Genomic DNA, 18416 nt, shown 5'->3' with positions numbered 1-18416 from the left:
ACTGAAAGCCGGTGCCTTTCGATCGAAGGAGACTGAGCGGTGCCCGGCGCTGGAATGAACTTTGAGCTGACCGATGACCAGGAACTGATCCGTCGGTCGGTGGCGGAGCTGGCGGGGAAATTCGACGACCAGTACTGGATGGAAAAAGACCAGGCCCACGAATTCCCGACCGAGTTCTACCGCGCCATAGCCGATGGCGGCTGGTTGGGAATGACGATCCCCACCGAATACGGCGGCCACGGTCTCGGCATCACCGAAGCGACGATCCTGCTCGAGGAGGTCGCCAAATCGGGTGGCGCCATGAACGCCGCCAGCTCGATCCACCTGTCCATCTTCGGCATGCAGCCGGTCGTGGTGCACGGTTCCGAGGAACTCAAAGCCCGAACGTTGCCCGCCGTGGCGACCGGCGAGGTCCACGTCTGCTTCGGCGTCACCGAACCCGGTGCCGGGCTTGACACTTCGCGGATCACCACGTTCGCCAAGCGTGACGGCGACCGCTACATCGTCAACGGTCGCAAGGTCTGGATCTCCAAGGCGATGGAGTCCGACAAGATCCTGTTGCTCACCCGGACGCAAAGCTACGACGAGGTCACCAAGAAGACCGACGGGATGACGCTGTTCATCACCGACCTCGACCGCAGCCGGGTCGACGTCCGCCCGATCCGCAAGATGGGCCGCAACGCGGTCAGCTCCAACGAGTTGTTCATCGACAATCTCGAGGTGCCGGTCGAGGATCGAATCGGCGAGGAGGGCAAGGGCTTTCAGTACATTCTCGACGGCCTCAACCCGGAGCGGATGCTCATCGCGGCAGAGGCTCTCGGCATCGGCCGGGTGGCGCTGGATAAGGCGGTGAAGTACGGCAACGAGCGCGAGGTCTTCGGCCGGCCCATCGGAATGAACCAGGGGTTGCAGTTTCCGCTCGCCGATTCACTGGCCCGGCTCGATGCCGCCGAACTGATGCTGCGCAAGGCCACCTGGCTGTACGACAACGGCAAACCCTGTGGGCGCGAGGCCAATACGGCCAAGTACCTCTGCGCCGATGCCGGCTTTGCCGCTGCGGACCGGGCGCTGCAAACCCACGGCGGCATGGGTTACGCCGAGGAGTACCACATCACGCGGTACTTCCGCGAGGCCCGGCTGATGAAGATCGCGCCGGTCAGCCAGGAGATGATCTTGAACTTCCTGGGAGCCAACGTCCTGAAGTTGCCGAAAAGCTACTAGGTAGTTGTTTGTCATCGAACGTGCACTGACGGCGAGATTTTTGCGGTTTTTTCGCAACCAGTGCACGCTCGGCGATTGAGAGGTTGGGCAAAGATATGCGCGAAACAGTCATCGTCGAGGCCGTGCGTACGCCGGTGGGGAAGCGCAACGGCGCGCTGTCCGGCATGCATGCCGCCGACCTGTCCGCAGTCGTGCTGACCGAGCTCATCGAACGCACCGGCATCGGTCCAGACATCATCGATGACGTGATCTGGGGCTGTGTGTCCCAGGTGGGCGACCAGTCCAGCAACATCGGCCGTTACGCGGTCCTGGCCGCCGGTTGGCCGGAGACGATTCCCGGGACCACCGTCAATCGCGCCTGCGGGTCCAGCCAGCAGGCGCTGGATTTCGCCGTGCAGGCGGTGATGTCAGGCCAGCAGGATGTCGTCGTGGCCGGCGGAGTCGAGGTCATGAGCCGCGTTCCGCTCGGTTCGGCCCGGGCAATCGGAATGCCCTATGGCCCGAAAGTCCTTGCCCGCTATGACGATTTCTCCTTCAACCAGGGACTGTCGGCGGAGATGATCGCCAAGAAGTGGGGATTCTCGCGCACCCGGCTCGACGAGTTCTCCGTCGAATCCCACGAGCGGGCCGCCGCGGCCCAGGATGGCGGCGCATTCACCGAGCAGATCGTGCCGGTGTTCGTCGACGGAGCCGACCACAACGTGCTCACCGCCGACGAGGGCGTGCGGCGCGGCAGCACCGTCGAGAAGCTGGGCACGCTCAAGCCGGCCTTTGCCGAGGACGGCGTGATTCACGCGGGTAACTCCTCACAGATCTCCGATGGCGCCGCGGCGCTGCTGGTGACGACCGCCGAGATGGCCGTCGAGCTGGGCCTGACCCCGATCGTGCGGTACCTGGCCGGCGCGGTCACCGGAGCGGATCCCGTGTTGATGCTCACCGGCCCCATTTCGGCGACCGAGAAGGTGCTGAGCAAGGCCGGCGTCGCGCTGTCCGAGGTGGGCGTCTTCGAGGTCAATGAGGCTTTTGCCCCCGTGCCGCTGGCGTGGCTGGCGGAGACCGGGGCGGACCCGACACGGACGAATCCGCTGGGTGGCGCCATCGCGCTGGGACATCCGCTGGGCGCCTCCGGAGCGGTGCTGATGACACGCATGGCCCATCACATGCGCGACCAGGGCATCCGCTACGGGTTGCAAACCATGTGCGAGGGCGGCGGGACCGCCAACGCCACACTGGTGGAGCTGGTGAGCTAGCGGCGGCCTGCCGCACACAAAAACTGTGCACCGCGTGACCCTTGTCACAGCCCGCAAACTAACCTACTGTTTGTTCACTAGGTTAGTTTTCCCCGGGTCGATACAGCGTGGTTTGAGGGGGTTGCGGTGCCCGTCGCACGGCGATACGACACGCTTCTCGCCAAGGGCGAGGACCGCAAGCAACGGATCCTCGACGTCGCGCAACGCCTGCTCACCCGCAATGGGTGGCGCAGCACGACACTTGCCCAGATCGCCGGCGAGGCCGGCGTCACCCCCGCGGGGCTGCTGCATCACTTCGAATCGAAAGAGCAGCTGTTGCACGCCGTGCTCGATGCCCGCGACCTCGACGACGACACCCACGCCGACCGGACCGGCGACCTGTTCGACCAGATCGCCGCGGTCGCGGACCGCATTCATCGGGCGCCCGAACTGGTGGGCACGTTCACGGTGCTGCTGGTCGAGAACATCCTTCCCGAGGCCCCGCTGCACGACCGCATGCTGTCCAGGTACCGGGCCGCGACCGATATCGTCGCCGATCTCATCCGTTGCGGTCAGGCCGACGGCCGGTACCGCGACGACATAGACCCCGCCGTCAAGGCAGTAGAAATCCTCGCCTTCGTCCACGGAATGGAAACCACATGGTTACTCGATCCTTCGATCCCGCTAGCCGAGGCGTTCAAGGAGTACGCCGAGACCCTGGCGCGGGATTTCGCGCCTTCGAAGAAGCCCGAGGCGATATGAGGTACCGGCTGGACGTCGTCGCCGCCACCGTCATCGACGTGGTGAGGTTCGCCGGCGGTTGGATTTTCGACCGTTCGATGGCGGGTTGGGATGTCACCGTGCTGGTCGCCGACCATCCCGACGACCGGCCGCTGCAGATCATCGGCGCGCAGGTACTCGACCTCGAAGACGCGCTGGCGACGGTGCAATCACGTCCCCGGCCGCAGGCCCTGGCGGCGGCGGCGGACCTTTTCGGCTGCGACGAACGGGTGCGCCAAGGCGTGCTGCAGGCCCTCGACCACGGCGTCACCGAGGTCACGCTCTGGGGAGAGAACTGGCCACCCGAACTCGACGACAGCGTCGGCCTGGTGCAACACCAGCTGAGCACGGCCGCGCAGACGTTCAAGGCTCAAGCCCTGACGGCAGCGGCTGCGCCGCATGCGTCAATCGGTCACGTGGAGACCTTCCGGAGCGGGCTGCTGGCTTGGCCTTCGGTCGCCGCCGATCTGGTTCCCGCCAGCTAGCCGGAGCTGCAGGAACGGCGCAGCCCCCGCGATTCCTCACGCGCCTTGCCGTCGGGCAAGGGGGTCCCGTCGTTGACGCCTACCGTGCCGTGTGAAAATGTAATATTCATCCGCGAGAGGCACGTTCTCACTAGCCGAGATTCAAGGAGCAGGAGATGGCGAACGAATCCTCCGAGTTGGACTTCTTCCGCGGCACCGAGCTCATCGAGGACCCGTACCCCTTTTACGAGGCGCTGCGCGAGCGCTGCCCGGTCACCCGGGAAAGCCATCACGGCGTCACCATGATCACTGGTTGGGACGAGGCGTGCGCTGTGCTCAACGACGCCGAGACGTGGTCGTCGTGCATCTCGGTAACCGGCCCGTTCCCGGGTTTCCCGGTAAGCCTCGAGGGTCTGCAAGACGGTGACATCAGCGAGCTGATCGAGGAACATCGCGATGAGCTGCCCTTCAGCGACCAGCTGCCCACGCTCGATCCGCCGACCCACACCAACCACCGTTCCCTGATGATGCGGCTGATCACTCCCAAGCGCCTCAAGGAGAACGAGGACGCCATGTGGGTGCTGGCCGACCAGGCGCTCGACGACTTTCTCGCGCCAGGGCACGGCGAATTCATCAAGGGCTTCGCGAGCCCGTTCACGCTCTTGGTCATCGCCGACCTGCTGGGCGTGCCGCTGGAGGATCGCGACAAGTTCGTCAAGGGCATCGCCGAGCACGCGGGTGGCGGCGTCGGGGGCACCAAGGGATCCCTGGCCCATAGCCCCCTGGAATTTCTCTACGGCCTGTTTTCCGACTATGTCCGGGACCGCCGCGGCGCGCCCCGCGACGACGTGCTCACCGGCCTGGCGACCGCCGCGTACCCCGACGGTTCCACCCCCGAGGTCGAGGACGTTGCCCGGGTCGCCAGCAACGTCTTCTCCGCGGGCCAGGAGACCACGGTGCGGCTGCTGGGTGCGTCCCTGCAGACATTGGGGGAGCGCCCCGACATCCAGGCGCAGTTACGCAAGGACCGCAGCCTGATTCCGAACTTCATCGAAGAGTCGCTGCGCTACGAAAGTCCCGTCAAGGGCGACTTCCGGATGAACCGCAGGCCGGCCAATGTCGGCGGGGTCGACCTGCCCGCGGGCAGCACCGTGATGATCGTGCAGGCGGCCGCCAACCGGGATCCGCGCCGGTTCGAAGACCCGTCCACCTTCGATCCGGCCCGCAAGAATGCGCGCCAGCACATCTCGTTCGGGCGAGGCATCCACAGCTGCCCCGGCGCGCCGCTGGCCCGCGCTGAGACCCGGGTGGCGATCGAGCGGTTGCTCGACCGCACGACGGACATCAGGATCGACGAGAGCGTCCACGGACCGGCGAATGACCGCCGCTACCAATATGTTCCGACCTACATCCTGCGCGGCCTGACCGAATTGCACCTGGAGTTCACGCTGGCATGAAAGTGTGGGTAGACGACCAGAAGTGCCGCGGACACGGCATGTGTCTCACTTTGTGCCCCGACGTGTTCAGCCTGACCGACGACGGCTACGCCGAGGCCATCGATTCCGACGTTCCCACGGAATTGGAAGCGGCGGCTCAGGAGGCAATCCAATGCTGTCCCGAACAGGCGATCAGCGAGAAGTAACGAAACACACCGGCGAGTAGGGAGATTCGTATGGCGAAGGGCTATGTCATCCTCACCGAGGCCATCAAAGACCCGGAGGGCATGAAGGCGTACGCCCAAGCTGCCGGATCGGCGATGAGCGGTGCCACCATCCTTGCGGTGGACACAGCACCCAAGGTCATCGAAGGCGACTGGCACGGCGACCAGACCGTCGTACTGGAATTCGAGTCGGTCGATGCCGCTCGGGCCTGGTACGAGTCCGAGGGCTACCAGAAAGCGGCGAAACTGCGGCAGGCCGCGGCCGAATGCAACGCGGTCATCCTCTCCGGATTCTGACCGCTACTCTCCGACGATGGAGATGGCCTGCCGTGGGCATTGACGGACGGCCTCGCGCACGTCCGCCTCGTTCTCCGGAGTGACTTCTTCTTGGTGGACCGTAAGCATGTCGTCGTCGCCGAGCTCGAATATGTCGGGGTTGATTCCCATACAGACGCCGTTGCTCTCGCAAAGTCCCCAATCGACTTCGATTTTCTTCGTCACCGCGGCCCCTTACCGAAGCACCTTGACGGGCACGTTCTTCCAGCCCGCCACGTTTTGCATGTTTACCCGTTTGCAGCCCGCCCAGTCCACTTCGTAGCGCGGCATGAAGTCGAGCAGTTTTTCCAGCGCGATCCTGCTTTCCAGGCGGGCCAGCGCTGCGCCGAGGCAGCTGTGAATGCCATACCCGAGGCCGAGGTGCTGCGCCTCGGTCTGGTCACGCTCGATGTCGAATATGTCGGCGTCGGTGAAGGCCTCCGGGTCGCGGTTGGCCGCCGCGCCGCAGAGGAATACGGGTTTGCCCGCCGGGATCACGCCGCCGCTGACGTGGGCCTCCTTGAGGGTGTAGCGGACGTTGTACTGCACCGGTCCCTCGTAGCGCAGCAGCTCCTCGACGGCGCCGGGAATCTTGTCCCGGTCCTCCTGCAGCTTCTGCCACTGGTCGGGGTGGTTGGCGAAGATGACCGCCGCGTTGCCCATCAGCTTGGTGACGGTCTCGGCGCCCGCGCCTCCCAGAAGGGTTGCGAATCCGCAGATCTCGATGTCGTCGAGCTTGCGGAGCTCGCCGTTTTCGCCCGGGATCTCGGCCGCGATCAGCCGGCTGATCATGTCTTCTTGCGGTTCCTGACGCCGCTCCTGCACCAGGCTGAAGTAGTACATCGCGGTGTCGATGTTGGCCTGCATGCCGGCTTCGCTGATTTCTATCTGGCCCGGTTCGTGCGAAAGGCTCGTGTCGATCCAGTGGCGAACCTGTTGGCGGTATTCCTCCGGCACGCCGGCCATCCGGGTGATGACCTCCACCGGAAATGGCCCGGAGAAGTCCTGTACGACGTCGAAGTTGTCCGAATCGACGGCGCCCAGGTACTTGTCGATCACCTCGATGATCGTCTCGCGTTGAGATTGAATCGCCCGCGGAGTGAACGCCTTATTGAGCAGGCTGCGCATATGGCGGTGCTCCGGCGGATCCATGAAGATGATCGACTTCTGCTCGGGAGAGATGCCCCGGCGCACCATCGCCAGGTCGCAGCCGCGCGCCGACGAGTACGTCTCGAAGTCCTTGAACGCGGCCGCCACGTCTTCATGGCGGGTCAGGGCGTAAAAGTCCTCCTTCTCGTCGTAATACAGTGGCGTTTCCTCACGCATCCGCCGATAGGTGTCGAACGGATTGTTGAAGTAGTCCTCGGAGTACGGATCGAAGACGACCTTCGGTTTTGTCACTGCATCCTCCTCAGCGGCGAGGTCGGGCTGAAACCTTTACAGCGGAGTCCCTGACTGTAACGCTAACGGTAATACCTTCGTGACGAACCGGAAAGACCAAAACGCTGGCATTTCAAACCCTCTTCAACTCTCATCGGGGATGATCCATCAGGGCCAGCGCCGCATCGGCCGCATCGAGTACGGCACCGCCGTTTGCCCCGGCGCCGTCGGCAAGGTCGACCACCAGCCGGACATCCTTCCGCAGCAGACCTCCTGCCACACCGGCCAGCCGATCGAGTCCACCGATACCGCCGAGGGCGTTGAGCGCGAAGCTGTTGCCACTGCTGCGCGACACCACCTCGGTGAGGCGGGCCGGGTCGACGCCCAGCGCCTCGGCCAGTGACAGGGCGGTGGCCGCCGTCGCCAGGTTGGCGGTGAACAACAAGTTGTTGAGTAGCTTTGTGGTCTGTCCCGAGCCCAACTCGCCGAGGTGAACGACGGGATCGGCATAGGTTTCGAAGACCGGACGGCACCGCTCGACGACGTCGGTGTCACCGCCCGCCATCACCAGCAGACGGCCCTCGGCCGCCGCCCCACCCCCTCCGCTCACCGGCGCATCGATGACCGAAACCCCCCGAGCGGCAGCCTTCGCCGCGAGATCTCGGCATGTTTTGGGGTGCACCGTGCTGTGCACGGCGATCACGCTGCCGGGCTTCATCGCCGACAACAATCCGTTGTCGCCGGCGAGTTCGTCGATGTCGGAGTCGCCGACCACGCAGAGGCAGACCAGGTCGGTGGCCGCGGCGAGTTCGGCCGGAGTGTCTGCGATCTCGGCCGGGGTGTCGGCGAATGCCTCGAGAACCTCTGGCCTGCGCGCCCACAACGTGGTGGGGTAGCCGCCTTCAACGATCCGACGCGCCATGGGCCCGCCCTGACTGCCCAGCCCGATGAATCCGACTCTCATCCGGCAGCCTCTTCCTCCGACCGACGCGCGCCAACGCACTCGTCGACGAACGAGAGAACCTGCGCGTGATAGTCCGCGGCGGCGTGCCCGACGCTGATGTTGTGCCCCGAACCGACTTGCCTGTGCAGGGTGAAACGCGGCGCGGCGGAGAACATCGCGGTGATTTCCTCGACCGCCGAATCATCAGCCTGCCAGACCTTTTCGTGTTCAGCGATGCTGAAATGCACCGGCACCCGCACGGCGGGCGCCAACGTCGGAAAGGTCTTGCGTGCCCAATCCGAAACCATTTGATCCTCATACGACGGCGCCGACGGTGATACTGTCGCGCCGCCGAGGACCTCGGGTGGGTACAGCTCCTCCGGGCTCCACAGCAACCCGCGCATGCCCGACGGGCGTCGTTCGCGGGTTGCCATTTTGAGGATCTCCTTGGCCGCGGGGTGATAGTGCCTGCCGGTGCCCGCCAGCTCGATGCCGATCAGATTGTCGCCGCGCTCATCGGCCGCCATCCGCATCGTCAGTTCGCAACCGCCCGAATGGCCCCACACGAATATGCCTGCGCCACGCGGTCGTTCGCCAAGGATACGATCGACAGCACCGTAAGCCAGGTTGACGCGCTGTTCCCCTGAGACCATCGCTTCGGGATAGGGCGCCGAGCCGCCATAGCCCGGCCGGTCGATCGCCACCACGGTGAATCCCGCTGCCGCACCGGTCCTTAACAGCGAATACGACGGGTGGCCAGGGCAGTCGAAATAGACGGCGGTGGTGCCGCCGCCGTGGATCGCCACGATGACTGCTTTAGGATCGTCAGCTTCGGCGACGATCGCTGACATCGGCACACCGTCCACGATGACGAGCCGAGCCCGGGGAGCGGTACTCATGCTCGCCTCATGTGTCGGTCCGCAGCAGGATCACGCCGCTGGGAGTCAGTCCGCCGCTGCTGACGGCGCCGACGCGGGCGTCTGCGACTTGGCGGTCACCGGCCTCGCCACGCAGCTGTGTGACGGCCTCATGCAACAGGCCCATGCCGTGGGTGCGGCCGTGCGAAAGCTGACCACCGTGCGTGTTGAGCGGCAGCTGCCCGTCACGCGCGATGTTCTTGCCGCCGTCCAGGAAATCCCTGGCCTCACCGATTCCGCAGAATCCCAGCGCTTCGATCCAAGACAGGCAGTTCATGGTGAACCCGTCATACAACTCGGCGACGTCGACGTCCGCCGGCCTTAGCGAGGTACGCGTCCACACGTGCGCCGCCTGGCCCAGCACCTGCGGCTCGTGCGTGAGAGTGCTTTGATCCCAGTCGATTCGCTCGATGATCTGCGTTCCCACTGCTTCCACCAACACGGGCGGCTTGGCCAGGTCACGGGCGGCGTCGACGGCCGAGACGATGACGGCGATCGCGCCATCGCAGGGCACGTCGCAGTCGTAGAGCCCGAAGGGCGTGGTGATGGGCCGCGCGTGGAGGTAGTCGTCCATGGTCATCGGTGACCGGTAGATGGCGGTCGGGTTGAGTTCGGCGTTTGCACGCTGGTTCAGCGCGATCCAGCCCAGCGTTTCCTTGGTGGTGCCGTAGCGGTGAAAGTGCCGCTGCGCGTTCATCGCCAGGGTGTGTGCCGCCGACGTCGCGCCGAATGGCATCTGCCAGCCCGACATTCGGCCCGCTGATCCATGGGCCGGGGCGTTCTTGCCCTGCCTCATGAGCTCGCCATGGGTGGCTTCCCACACCGTCCGGAAGCACAGCACGTGCCGCGCCAGCCCACCCGCGACCGCCAGCATCGCGGCGATCACGGAACCACCCGGGCCGAACGTTTCCATCGCGCCGTTGTGCCATGTCGGCCGGATGCCCAACGCGGCCTCGAGGGCGGTGGTGCCCCCCTCGCCCATTCCCGCCACATTGATCGCGCCGGGGTAGGTGGACAGGCCGTCGATGTCGGCGTAGGTCAGGCCGGCGTCGGCGATGGCCGCTTCGCACGCCTGCACCGTCAGCGCCAGCGGTACCTGCATCAATCGGCGTCCGATCGGTGACATGCCGATCCCCGTCAACGCGACCTTGTCTTCGAACTTTTCCGTCGTGAGCATCGGCCTGACGTGTTCGCCGAACCGCTCGGGCGCGACCTCGTCGACCGGCAGTTGACCGGGCTCGGCGTCAGGGATGGGCCGAAAAAGCGGAAACCAGACGTCCTCGACCTGCTCGAAGACGACCTCGACCTGTTGACCGAGTTCGAGCTCGCCGAAGTCGCAGTCCACGATGTTGGTGGTCAGCCGCACGCGGGGGTCCTCGGCAACCGCCACCTGGGCGATCACGTACGGCGCCGCAAGCCCCGGCAGGCTGAAGCGTTCGTTGATGGTGAATCCGGCGATCGTCGCCCTCCCGGACACCGCTTGGACGCCCACATCGAGTGAGCGGCAGTAGCGACATACCGGCGCCGGCGGATGGATCAGTGATTTACAGGCCTTGCATTCCTGCAACCGCAGTTTCCCGTCGGCGCCCGAGGTCCAGAAGAATTCGTTGTCCTGCGTGATCAGGGGCAGCGGGCGGCCCGGTGCTGCTGACACGTCACCTCCGGGATCGCACGGCCGGCCCGGTAGGGCCATTATGCAAATTGGAGAATTACGTTATCACTGTAGGCAGGCGCGATCCAGATGGCATATGGGGCGTGCTGGTGCTGCGTGTCGCGTGAGTGCGATGCCAGCCGTCAGTACGGCACCCAGGTGCCGGTGAAATAGGTACCCCATTGGTGAAAACCGGCATTCCACATCGGTTCGTTCGGTGACCACCACGGCCGCGGCGGAGGGGGTGGTGGCACATCCTGCGCCGCAAACGGCGGCGCGTACGCCGGAGGAGTGGTGTACCAGTCCGGCATCGCCGGCAGCGGCTTGCACTCCCACGTCGCCAAGTTCCACGACATGTTGGGATCGCACTCCGCCGAGCTGATTCCCGGCGTGGCGATCACCGTGACCGCCATCGGCACGAAGGCGACCGCAACGACAGCGGTCAGACGACTAAAACACGACCTCATGATGGGCCTCCCCTTGGCGCCATCCCCACGTCGGGTGGTCTCAGCTTATTCCGTCGATACCGCCACGACCACAGAAAAATCATTCGGGCACGGCACAACGCCGATTCCGGTCGGGCGTGGCATTTCCGTTCGGCGGGGAGTTATGCTCGCAACCGCGGTATCAAGTACTTAACATTCGGAGGGCTGGTTGCTCGACGCAGAGAAGATCTTGATCACCGGGGCCACCGGCAAGATCGCGTTTCCAATCGCGCGTGCGCTGGCGGCAGCGGGAAACGAGGTGTGGGGCGCCGCTCGCCTGAAAGATCCCGCGGCCCGGCAAAAACTCGTGGACGCCGGGATCAGACCCATGGCACTGGACGTCGGCGTCTGCGACTTCTCAGCTATCCCGGACGATTTCACCTATGTTTTCCACGCGGCCGTGGATCCCGGTGCCGGCGACTGGCAGCATTGCGTGGAAACAAACGCACAGGCGTCCGGCGAATTGTTGTATCACTGTCGCGTCGCAAAGGGTTTCGTATTCTGCTCGACCGGCTCGATCTATGCCTACCAGGGTCACCGACCGCTGACCGAGAGTGATCCGCCGGGGGCGCCGTTGCGGGCGAACTACAGCTTCTCCAAAGTTGCCGCCGAGGCGGTGTGCACCTGGATCGCCAAGCAATACCAGGTGCCCCTCACGATCATCCGGATCTGTTCGACGTATGGCCCCCACGGCGGTGCACCCGCGGATCGGCTCGATGCGATATTGGCGCGCAGGCCCATTCGATTGCATCCGGACAAGCCGAACAATTACAACCCCATCTATGAAGACGACTACGTGGAGTTAGGAATCCGCGCCTTGGAAGTCGCGGCAACACCACCCGTAGTGGTGAACTGGGCCGGTAGCGAGACGGTCAGCGCCGAAGAGTATTGCGCGTTCATGGGTGAGTTGGTCGGTGTCGAGCCGATCTTCGATTACACAGACCAGGCGCACACCCCGCTATGGCCCGACGTCACGCACATGCACGACGTCCTCGGGCGCACGAAGGTGCCGTGGCGAGAGGGATTTCGCCGGATGATCGCGGCCCGCCACCCCGAAATTCAGCTGCCCCAGCGTGATCCGACGAGAGCGTGAGGACCAAGTCCATGCATCTTCCCGGCACGCCGTCGGATGAGGTCACCGAGATCCTTTCGACCGGCAGTGGTGAGATCACCACGCTGTTCGTCTCGATGGCGACCCGCCACCCCGACGGCAAGGATGCCGAGTACCTGCGCTGGCACAGCCTGGACCACCGGCCCGAGCAACACCGGCTGGCCGCGGTGCGAGCATCCTTGCGCCTGGCGTCCACGCCGGCCTGTCGCTCCGCCCGCGCGATCAACGACGGGCCTCTGGACACCGTCGACCACGTGATGACGTACTTCTTCACCGACCCCACGGGACTGCAGGATTTCAACGAGCTGTCAACGGCTTTGGGGAATGCCGGCCGCAAACTCCCGCTGCTGCCGCCGGTGGAGCGCGGCGTGTATGAGGTGCAACGCAAGGCGGCCGCGCCACGCGCCAAGCTTGGGTCGGACGTCCTGCCCTGGCTGCCCGTCCGGGGCGCGTTCGTGTTGGTCGAGCGCGGATCCGCATCGCCGAACCCGCTGTTGGAGGTTGACGGCGTCGCTGGTGCCTGGTCCGCCTTATCGCTTCGGGTCGACGCCGGCTTGGCCAGTGCACCAGAGGATCAGACGATCACCTACTGCTTCCTCGATGACGACCCGATCGCCACCGCGCAGCGGCTGCGCTCGGTGCTCAAGGCCCGCTGGGCCGAGTCGGACATTGAACCCCTCTTCGCCGCACCCTTTTTCGCCGTCGTTCCGTACGAGTGGGATCGGTATGTGCCATAGGGAAGGGGTCGCGTGCGCATCGGCCTGATGGTTGGTTCCGACAAGGAGCGCTCGCGCGCCGAACGGTTTGCCGGGTTGATAGACGATGGAGTCACCGCCGAAAGCGATGGCTTCGCGGCGTTTTGGATGCCCCAGGTCCCGGGCTACCTCGACGCGATGACCGCCGTAGCCCTGATCGGGCAGGCCACCGATCGTATAGAGATTGGAACGGCCGTCGTTCCCATTCAGACTCGCCATCCGATGATCATGGCGCAACAGGCTTTGACCACCCAGGTCGTGTGCGGCGGACGGTTCACGCTCGGCATCGGGCCCTCGCATCATTGGATCGTCAACTCTCAACTGGGATTGCCCTACGATCGCCCGGCCCGCTTGATGGCTGACTACCTCGACGTGCTCGTCGCGGCCTTCGCCGGACCGGGGAACGTCGACGTCGACAACGAAAACTATTGCGTCCATTCCCCGGTCGATGTCACGGACGGGTTCGAGATGCCGGTCTTGATGGCGGCGCTCGGCCCGACAATGCTGCAATTAGCCGGCGAGCGGTCCGGCGGCACCATTCTCTGGATGGCGGACGAGCGGGCGATTGGAGACCACGTCGTCCCGCGCATCACTGCGGCGGCCGACCGGGCCGGTCGTCCCGCGCCACGGATCGTCGCCGGGGTTCCCGTCGCACTCTGCTCGAACGACGAGACGGAGGATGCTCGCGGCTACGCCAGCGAGGTGCTCGGTCACGCGGACTTCTCGCCGAACTACATGCGGCTGCTGCAGCACGGCGATGCCCAAGACGTCGGCGACACCATGGCGGTTGGCGACGAGGCGGCGGTCCTGGATCGGCTGAATCGGTATCGCGACGCGGGCGTCACCGACCTCGCGGTGCGAATCGTGCCGCTGGGCAAGGACATCCGCGAGCGGACCGAATCGCGGCGGCGAACTCGGGAGTTCCTGTCGTCCCTGTGTCCCAGTTTGTGAGACGGCTCAGCGGGTGAATCCCCACTCCGCCTCGTTCTCTTCGGTTTTGAGGTGTTCGGCCGGATCCTCGGTGTCGGCAAGCGGGGGCTGGGAAGCACGGTTGGTGCGCTGACCGATTTCGGTAATGGCGTGCACGGGGCAGTCGAGCAGCGCCCGCATGACGGCGTCGCGGTCCGACTCCGCCACCGTGCCGTCCCCGATCAGGGATGCGTATCCCCAATCATCCAGCGAGAAGTACCCCGGTGCGTGTTTGGCGCAGATGCCGAAGCCGTCGCAAACGGTGCGGTCCAGACGGATTTTCATGCTTGCCTCACAGGTTCCGCTTCGTAGGGACGGTCCGCGCGGAACGCACCGCGCGCGCAGTCCGAACACGTGCCGTCGAGATGCGCACTGACTTCGTCGGGGAACTGATCGAGCAGGCTGGCGGCGACGTTGGTAGCCGCATCCAGCGTCGCGCACGCGCCGCGTCCACGCAGCAGCACCGACCAACGGCGCAACCGTTCAACGTCTTCTGTCGTCGCAGCGCCGTCGCGCAGCGCCCCGGCGGCCGCGGCCATCGCCGCCGTCCCGTTGAAACACGATCCGCACTGCCCGGCATTTTCACGGTCGAAGTACGCGAGCACCGAAGCCGCCACCGCAACGGGACAGTCGTCGGTGATGACCGAGATCGCGCCGCAGCCCAGCCCGCTGCCGACACGACGCATCGTCTCGTGGTCCAGGGTCGTCTCCAACACAGAGCGGTTGAGCAGACCGGCGAAGTAGCCACCCATCAACGCCCCGCGCACATTGTCAGCCGCAACACCGTGCACGGCAAGCAATTCGGTGAACGCTAAGCCGTGTGGTAGTTCGTAAAGGACCGGCGGTTTACCACCTCCGGTGATGGTGGCCAGGAAGGTGCCCGGCGATAGCGTCGTGCCTTGCGACCGATATTCGGAAGAGCCGTGACTTTGCAGGTAGGGCAGGTTCGCCAAGGTCTCGACGTTGCTCACCAATGTGGGCCGGTCATCTACTCCCGCCTCGAAGGGGCGCGGCGGCTTATCCGTCGGCTTGGCCGGGCCGCCGTTGATGGCACGAACCGCGGCGGTCTCCTCACCGGCCACGTAGCCCGGCTGCACAGTCAGCATGTCGATCGTGACGCCGAGCGCGTCGGGATTTAACTCGCCGAGCGCGGTTTCGACGCTGTGCGCCGACTCCTGGTCGGACACGTAGATGTAGGCGCGGTCGGCGGCAACGATCGTCGCAGCGAGTCGCAGTCCGTCCAAGACCAGGTGAGGGCGATTTCGTAGCAGCCAGCGGTCCTTGACCGAAGCCGGTTCTCCCTCTTCGCCATTCGCGACGACGACGGGGACACCCATCAAGGGTCCGTTGTCGCGCACCGCCCGCAGCTTCACCGCCAACGGAAACGCCGCACCGCCGCGCCCGACCAGCCCACTGGAATCGATTTCGGTTAGGAATTCGTCGGGGTCGGCAAGCGGGCGGTAGCCGCCGAGCTTCCGATAGGCCGCCAGATCTTCCCGACCGGTCCGTTCACTCAACAGCCGTGGCGTGCACCCGGGTGCGCTGGCGGTGGTGACGTTGGTGGATTCGGTGGTGTTCACAGCTTGCCCACCATCGCCTTAGTTAGGCTTGCCCGCATGCGAACTGCGGTGGTGCGTGTCAACGTCGACCCGGACAGCGTGCTCACGCCTGCGCAACTACGTGATGGCATGGCGGCTCTCCTCGAGGTTGCGGCCGAGGCCGGCGCCGGCGTAGTCGAGAACGACCTCGCGTCCCTGCCGGCAAGTCGCCGCGAGGTTGAGCTGCTCATCGCGGCCGAAGATGGCGACACGGCCAAGAGGACAGCGATCGAGTTGTGCGCCAAAGTGTTCAGCGCTGGGCCTGTCCCGGGTGTGATCACCTTTGTCAGCCGGGGCACCGACGACGACGCGCACGGGGTGCTGTCCGCGTTCGGGCTGACCGGTGACATCGAGCGCACGCCCGGCGATGACGGATTCGACATCGTGCACGTCACGCTGCGAGAGTCCGACCTCGAACGGATTCCGGAAAGCCGTGTGCACACGGCTCTGGAGGCTTCGCTCAATTGTGAGGTCCACATCCACACTCGGTGATCACCGTTTCGCGCCATTACGTGCCCAGGAATTCGATAATCGCGGGCGCCGCCTGCACCCAGGTGTCGAACATGTTGAAATGCTGCACCCGGCCGGCCGCGCGGTCTTCGGATGCCCGCTCCCAGGCATCCTCGGGCCAGGGCGGATCGATGAGCTTCGATCCCTTGATCAGGCAGCTGACTTCCAGCGACGTCCGCTTCGGGTGATCCATGTCGTTCTCGCCACCGCGAATGATCAACGTAGGAACCTTGATCCGGTCGAACATCTCGTCCTCGACGCCCGGAATGGTCTGTCCCGGTTTGGAGACGAAGGCGTTGAGCCAGCGCAGCATCAACTTGAGGAACTCGTCTTTGTCGAAGTCGAGGAACCGTTGCTTGTTGTTCGGGTTCTCCTCGATGCGCTCACGCCATTCGGGGACCTTCACCACGCCGTCCATGCCGGTGCCACGCACCGCGAGGATGCTGGGAATGATGTAGAAGGCGCCCAGCACGAAGGTGCCGTAGGTACCGCCGACGATGTTCCACACCACGAGCTTGGTGACCATCTCGGGGTAGAGCATCGTGGTCAGCATGGAATCCCTTGCCCCGCCGGATCCTCCGGCCAGAATGCATCGCTCGAAGCCCAGGCCGGTCACCAGCTTGTGCAGCGTTTCGGCGCGCATATGGGACTCGCTCTGCCCGTAGAATTGCACGTCGGAGGCGCCGCAGTTGGGCCGGTCCCACAGCAGCACCCGATAGCCGCCCGCGGCCAGGGCGTCGGCCAGCGGACGCAGGCCGGGGATCTCCTTGCTGAATCGGCCGCCCGGCGTCAGGGCAATGAGATCGCCGGAGTCACCGAGGATTTCGTAGACGACATTTCCCCCGTTGATCTCGATAGCAGGCACTCGATTCTCCTGTTGCTAGGCCTGAACCAAAACGTCGTTGCCGACGACGCGCACCGGGTAGGTGCGGATACTCCATTCGGGCTTGACCGCGGTGGTGCCGGTCGCCAGTTCGAAACCCCATTGGTGCCAGGGACAGTAGATGTACTCCAGGTCGCGCACCATGACGGAGTCGCCCGGCGCGGTCTCGTCGACGATCGTGCGCCCCCGCGCTCGTCCCGAGCACAGCGGTCCGCCTTGGTGGGGGCAGTAGTTCGCGATGGCGTAGAAGGTGCCGTTGACGTTATAGACGCCGACGCCGTGCCGCCCGATCGGTACCAGTTTGTGTGTGCCCGGCGGGATTTCGTCTACGGTGGCGACGACGTGCTCACGGCCCTGGGCGAGACGTGGCTCGGGCCGTTTGGTTTCTTCTGTCAACTCAAAGCACCCGAGTCTGACCCTCGAGGACCGGAACGGTCTCGGGCAGGTGATAGGTCGCGATGCCGTTCTTGTACATGACCGCGTCGCGGGCGTACTTGGGCAGGTGCTTGACCAACCAGCGCGGGTCGTCGAACGTCCAGTGCGGGTAATCCGAGGAGAAGAGCAGAATCTTCTCGCACTCCATCCATTCCAGCGCGCGGGTCAGTTGGGTCTTGTCTTCCGGATAGTCCAGCGGCTGGGTGGTGAACTTGATGTGGTCCTTGACGTACTCGGACGGCTTGCGCTTGATGTCGAGCCACGACTTGCGTGCGTCATAGATCGCGTCCATGCGCCACATCAGCGGAAGGATCCAGCTGAACGCGTGCTCGACGAACACGATCCGCAGCGTGGGGAACCGATCGAAGACACCGTCGAAGATCAGGCTCATCACCTGGTTGGCCGCCAGCAGGGAGTAGGTCACCATGAAGTCGTGGTTGTAGCTGGGTAAGCCCACCGGTGGGATCGGCAGCTCATCGAACTGGCTGCGCGACAGGTGGCAGCTCACGGTGATGTCGTGCTTGGCTGCGGCCGCCCAGATCGGGTCGTACTTCGGGTGGCCCCACGACGGGCGTGGCTCGGCCTTGATCAGAATCTGCGCCATAAAGGGGTGTCCCGCCCAGCGTTCGATCTCGCGCACCGACTCTTCCGGTTCCTCGATCGCGATGCAGATCGAACCGCGCCACCGCTCGTGCCAGTTGTTGTGGCTGTCCAGCCAGTGATTGGCCTGCCAGTCGTTCAACGCGGCAGACATCGCATGCTGCGCTTCGGTTAGGCGCGCCGGGTAGGCCGCCGGCTCCAGGATCGCGATATCGGAGCCTGCCTCCATGATCAGCTGCCGGAACGCCAAATCCGGGTCGCTGCAGGGGAACTCGCCATTGGGAGGGAAGGAGTCCACGCGCATCGCGTAGGAGTGCGCGTAGTCCGGCGCGTCGTAGTAGATCTGCTCGCCGACGGAGCGAGTGAGGAAGTACTTGCTGCGCCACGGCTCGGGGATGTACGGGAGCAGCTCGCCGCGCTTCGGGGCCGGGTGAACATCCGAGTCGACGCAGCGGACGGCTATGCGCTCGGTAGCGGGAACCCGCTCCTGCGAATGGGTCAACGTCATCT

The 18416-nt window shown here is 64.9% G+C and carries 22 protein-coding genes; 11 read left to right on the top strand and 11 right to left on the bottom strand.

All coding sequences use genetic code 11. The features are described 5' to 3' along the window. The first annotated feature begins 54 nt into the window (after nt 1-54). The 7 genes from AC5Y4H_RS05100 to AC5Y4H_RS05070 all read left to right on the top strand — a co-directional run bounded on the left by AC5Y4H_RS05100 (nt 55) and on the right by AC5Y4H_RS05070 (nt 5651). On the top strand, nt 55-1221 hold the full coding sequence (locus AC5Y4H_RS05100) for an acyl-CoA dehydrogenase family protein (protein WP_499979189.1): 1167 nt from the start codon (nt 55-57) through the stop codon (nt 1219-1221). Between the two features lie 95 nt (nt 1222-1316). Continuing rightward, complete coding sequence (locus tag AC5Y4H_RS05095; protein WP_499979090.1) at nt 1317-2471, top strand: thiolase family protein; 1155 nt, start codon at nt 1317-1319, stop codon at nt 2469-2471. A gap of 126 nt (nt 2472-2597) precedes the next feature. Beyond that, nucleotides 2598-3212, top strand: a complete 615-nt coding sequence (locus AC5Y4H_RS05090) for a TetR/AcrR family transcriptional regulator (protein WP_499979088.1) — start codon at nt 2598-2600, stop codon at nt 3210-3212. Then, nucleotides 3209-3715 (top strand): hypothetical protein, encoded by a 507-nt coding sequence (locus AC5Y4H_RS05085; protein WP_499979087.1) that lies wholly within the window; start codon nt 3209-3211, stop codon nt 3713-3715. Before AC5Y4H_RS05090 ends, AC5Y4H_RS05085 begins: the two co-directional genes overlap by 4 nt. 155 nt (nt 3716-3870) lie before the next feature. Beyond that, nucleotides 3871-5151 (top strand): cytochrome P450, encoded by a 1281-nt coding sequence (locus AC5Y4H_RS05080; RefSeq protein ID WP_499979086.1) that lies wholly within the window; start codon nt 3871-3873, stop codon nt 5149-5151. Continuing rightward, nucleotides 5148-5336 carry a ferredoxin gene (locus AC5Y4H_RS05075; RefSeq protein ID WP_065053291.1) on the top strand — a complete coding sequence of 63 codons (189 nt, stop codon included), beginning with the start codon at nt 5148-5150 and terminating at the stop codon, nt 5334-5336. The genes AC5Y4H_RS05080 and AC5Y4H_RS05075 overlap by 4 nt, the downstream gene beginning before the upstream one ends. 30 nt (nt 5337-5366) lie before the next feature. Further along, nucleotides 5367-5651 carry a DUF1330 domain-containing protein gene (locus AC5Y4H_RS05070; protein WP_499979084.1) on the top strand — a complete coding sequence of 95 codons (285 nt, stop codon included), beginning with the start codon at nt 5367-5369 and terminating at the stop codon, nt 5649-5651. Between the two features lie 3 nt (nt 5652-5654). On the opposite strand, the gene AC5Y4H_RS05065 is transcribed toward AC5Y4H_RS05070, so the two are convergent. The 6 genes from AC5Y4H_RS05065 to AC5Y4H_RS05040 all read right to left on the bottom strand — a co-directional run bounded on the left by AC5Y4H_RS05065 (nt 5655) and on the right by AC5Y4H_RS05040 (nt 11027). After that, a complete protein-coding gene (locus AC5Y4H_RS05065) occupies nt 5655-5855 on the bottom strand; it encodes a ferredoxin (RefSeq protein WP_007777398.1) in 201 nt (66 codons plus the stop codon). Between the two features lie 9 nt (nt 5856-5864). Next, nucleotides 5865-7070 (bottom strand): cytochrome P450, encoded by a 1206-nt coding sequence (locus tag AC5Y4H_RS05060; protein ID WP_499979081.1) that lies wholly within the window; start codon nt 7068-7070, stop codon nt 5865-5867. Between the two features lie 130 nt (nt 7071-7200). After that, entirely contained in the window at nt 7201-8013 is an 813-nt protein-coding gene (locus tag AC5Y4H_RS05055; RefSeq protein WP_499979080.1) for an NAD(P)-dependent oxidoreductase, read from the bottom strand. After that, a complete protein-coding gene (locus tag AC5Y4H_RS05050; protein WP_499979079.1) occupies nt 8010-8891 on the bottom strand; it encodes an alpha/beta hydrolase in 882 nt (293 codons plus the stop codon). The genes AC5Y4H_RS05055 and AC5Y4H_RS05050 overlap by 4 nt, the downstream gene beginning before the upstream one ends. 7 nt (nt 8892-8898) lie before the next feature. Next, nucleotides 8899-10602 carry a thiolase C-terminal domain-containing protein gene (locus AC5Y4H_RS05045; protein WP_499979077.1) on the bottom strand — a complete coding sequence of 568 codons (1704 nt, stop codon included), beginning with the start codon at nt 10600-10602 and terminating at the stop codon, nt 8899-8901. A gap of 101 nt (nt 10603-10703) precedes the next feature. Continuing rightward, the gene (locus AC5Y4H_RS05040) at nt 10704-11027 is read right to left on the bottom strand and encodes a hypothetical protein (RefSeq protein WP_499979075.1); all 324 of its coding nucleotides are present in this window, start codon (nt 11025-11027) and stop codon (nt 10704-10706) included. Nucleotides 11028-11214: 187 nt separating this feature from the next. On the opposite strand from AC5Y4H_RS05040, the gene AC5Y4H_RS05035 reads away from it, so the two are divergent. From AC5Y4H_RS05035 to AC5Y4H_RS05025, 3 genes are read left to right on the top strand one after another with little or no spacing between them, the layout of a single operon-like run. Further along, nucleotides 11215-12138: an NAD-dependent epimerase/dehydratase family protein gene (locus AC5Y4H_RS05035; RefSeq protein WP_499979073.1), complete on the top strand. Its 924-nt coding sequence runs from the start codon at nt 11215-11217 to the stop codon at nt 12136-12138. An 11-nt stretch (nt 12139-12149) separates the two neighbouring features. After that, nucleotides 12150-12893, top strand: coding sequence for a hypothetical protein (locus AC5Y4H_RS05030; RefSeq protein ID WP_499979071.1), 744 nt, complete (start codon nt 12150-12152; stop codon nt 12891-12893). A 12-nt stretch (nt 12894-12905) separates the two neighbouring features. Next, nucleotides 12906-13862: an LLM class F420-dependent oxidoreductase gene (locus AC5Y4H_RS05025; protein ID WP_499979070.1), complete on the top strand. Its 957-nt coding sequence runs from the start codon at nt 12906-12908 to the stop codon at nt 13860-13862. A gap of 6 nt (nt 13863-13868) precedes the next feature. On the opposite strand, the gene AC5Y4H_RS05020 is transcribed toward AC5Y4H_RS05025, so the two are convergent. After that, on the bottom strand, nt 13869-14165 hold the full coding sequence (locus AC5Y4H_RS05020) for a ferredoxin (RefSeq protein ID WP_499979069.1): 297 nt from the start codon (nt 14163-14165) through the stop codon (nt 13869-13871). Next, the gene (locus AC5Y4H_RS05015; protein WP_499979068.1) at nt 14162-15460 is read right to left on the bottom strand and encodes an NADH-ubiquinone oxidoreductase-F iron-sulfur binding region domain-containing protein; all 1299 of its coding nucleotides are present in this window, start codon (nt 15458-15460) and stop codon (nt 14162-14164) included. Before AC5Y4H_RS05015 ends, AC5Y4H_RS05020 begins: the two co-directional genes overlap by 4 nt. Before the next feature lie 36 nt (nt 15461-15496). Between AC5Y4H_RS05015 and AC5Y4H_RS05010 the strand changes: the two genes are divergently transcribed. Next, nucleotides 15497-15970 carry a hypothetical protein gene (locus AC5Y4H_RS05010; RefSeq protein WP_499979066.1) on the top strand — a complete coding sequence of 158 codons (474 nt, stop codon included), beginning with the start codon at nt 15497-15499 and terminating at the stop codon, nt 15968-15970. Between the two features lie 16 nt (nt 15971-15986). Here the strand turns inward: AC5Y4H_RS05010 and AC5Y4H_RS05005 are convergent, their stop codons facing one another. The 3 genes from AC5Y4H_RS05005 to AC5Y4H_RS04995 are packed head-to-tail and all read right to left on the bottom strand — an operon-like array spanning nt 15987 to nt 18414. Continuing rightward, on the bottom strand, nt 15987-16853 hold the full coding sequence (locus AC5Y4H_RS05005) for an alpha/beta fold hydrolase (protein WP_499979064.1): 867 nt from the start codon (nt 16851-16853) through the stop codon (nt 15987-15989). Between the two features lie 15 nt (nt 16854-16868). Further along, nucleotides 16869-17267 (bottom strand): Rieske (2Fe-2S) protein, encoded by a 399-nt coding sequence (locus AC5Y4H_RS05000; protein ID WP_064882584.1) that lies wholly within the window; start codon nt 17265-17267, stop codon nt 16869-16871. Nucleotide 17268: 1 nt separating this feature from the next. After that, nucleotides 17269-18414, bottom strand: coding sequence for an amidohydrolase family protein (locus tag AC5Y4H_RS04995; RefSeq protein WP_499979063.1), 1146 nt, complete (start codon nt 18412-18414; stop codon nt 17269-17271). Nucleotides 18415-18416 lie beyond the last annotated feature (2 nt).

The organism is Mycobacterium sp. NGS58, from assembly GCF_059812385.1.
Note: the sequence above shows the minus strand (reverse complement) of the source record. Positions and strands in the feature narration are given on the sequence as shown.

Bases quoted from the DNA above. Each gene is read 5' to 3' on its own strand.
- AC5Y4H_RS05020 (WP_499979069.1), bottom strand. From the start codon at position 14,165: ATGAAAATCCGTCTGGACCGCACCGTTTGCGACGGCTTCGGCATCTGC.
- AC5Y4H_RS05045 (WP_499979077.1), bottom strand. From the start codon at position 10,602: ATGGCCCTACCGGGCCGGCCGTGCGATCCCGGAGGTGACGTGTCAGCA.
- AC5Y4H_RS05010 (WP_499979066.1), top strand. From the start codon at position 15,497: ATGCGAACTGCGGTGGTGCGTGTCAACGTCGACCCGGACAGCGTGCTC.
- AC5Y4H_RS05070 (WP_499979084.1), top strand. From the start codon at position 5,367: ATGGCGAAGGGCTATGTCATCCTCACCGAGGCCATCAAAGACCCGGAG.
- AC5Y4H_RS05030 (WP_499979071.1), top strand. From the start codon at position 12,150: ATGCATCTTCCCGGCACGCCGTCGGATGAGGTCACCGAGATCCTTTCG.
- AC5Y4H_RS05100 (WP_499979189.1), top strand. From the start codon at position 55: ATGAACTTTGAGCTGACCGATGACCAGGAACTGATCCGTCGGTCGGTG.
- AC5Y4H_RS05080 (WP_499979086.1), top strand. From the start codon at position 3,871: ATGGCGAACGAATCCTCCGAGTTGGACTTCTTCCGCGGCACCGAGCTC.
- AC5Y4H_RS05075 (WP_065053291.1), top strand. From the start codon at position 5,148: ATGAAAGTGTGGGTAGACGACCAGAAGTGCCGCGGACACGGCATGTGT.
- AC5Y4H_RS04995 (WP_499979063.1), bottom strand. From the start codon at position 18,414: ATGACGTTGACCCATTCGCAGGAGCGGGTTCCCGCTACCGAGCGCATA.
- AC5Y4H_RS05095 (WP_499979090.1), top strand. From the start codon at position 1,317: ATGCGCGAAACAGTCATCGTCGAGGCCGTGCGTACGCCGGTGGGGAAG.
- AC5Y4H_RS05085 (WP_499979087.1), top strand. From the start codon at position 3,209: ATGAGGTACCGGCTGGACGTCGTCGCCGCCACCGTCATCGACGTGGTG.
- AC5Y4H_RS05055 (WP_499979080.1), bottom strand. From the start codon at position 8,013: ATGAGAGTCGGATTCATCGGGCTGGGCAGTCAGGGCGGGCCCATGGCG.
- AC5Y4H_RS05040 (WP_499979075.1), bottom strand. From the start codon at position 11,027: ATGAGGTCGTGTTTTAGTCGTCTGACCGCTGTCGTTGCGGTCGCCTTC.
- AC5Y4H_RS05050 (WP_499979079.1), bottom strand. From the start codon at position 8,891: ATGAGTACCGCTCCCCGGGCTCGGCTCGTCATCGTGGACGGTGTGCCG.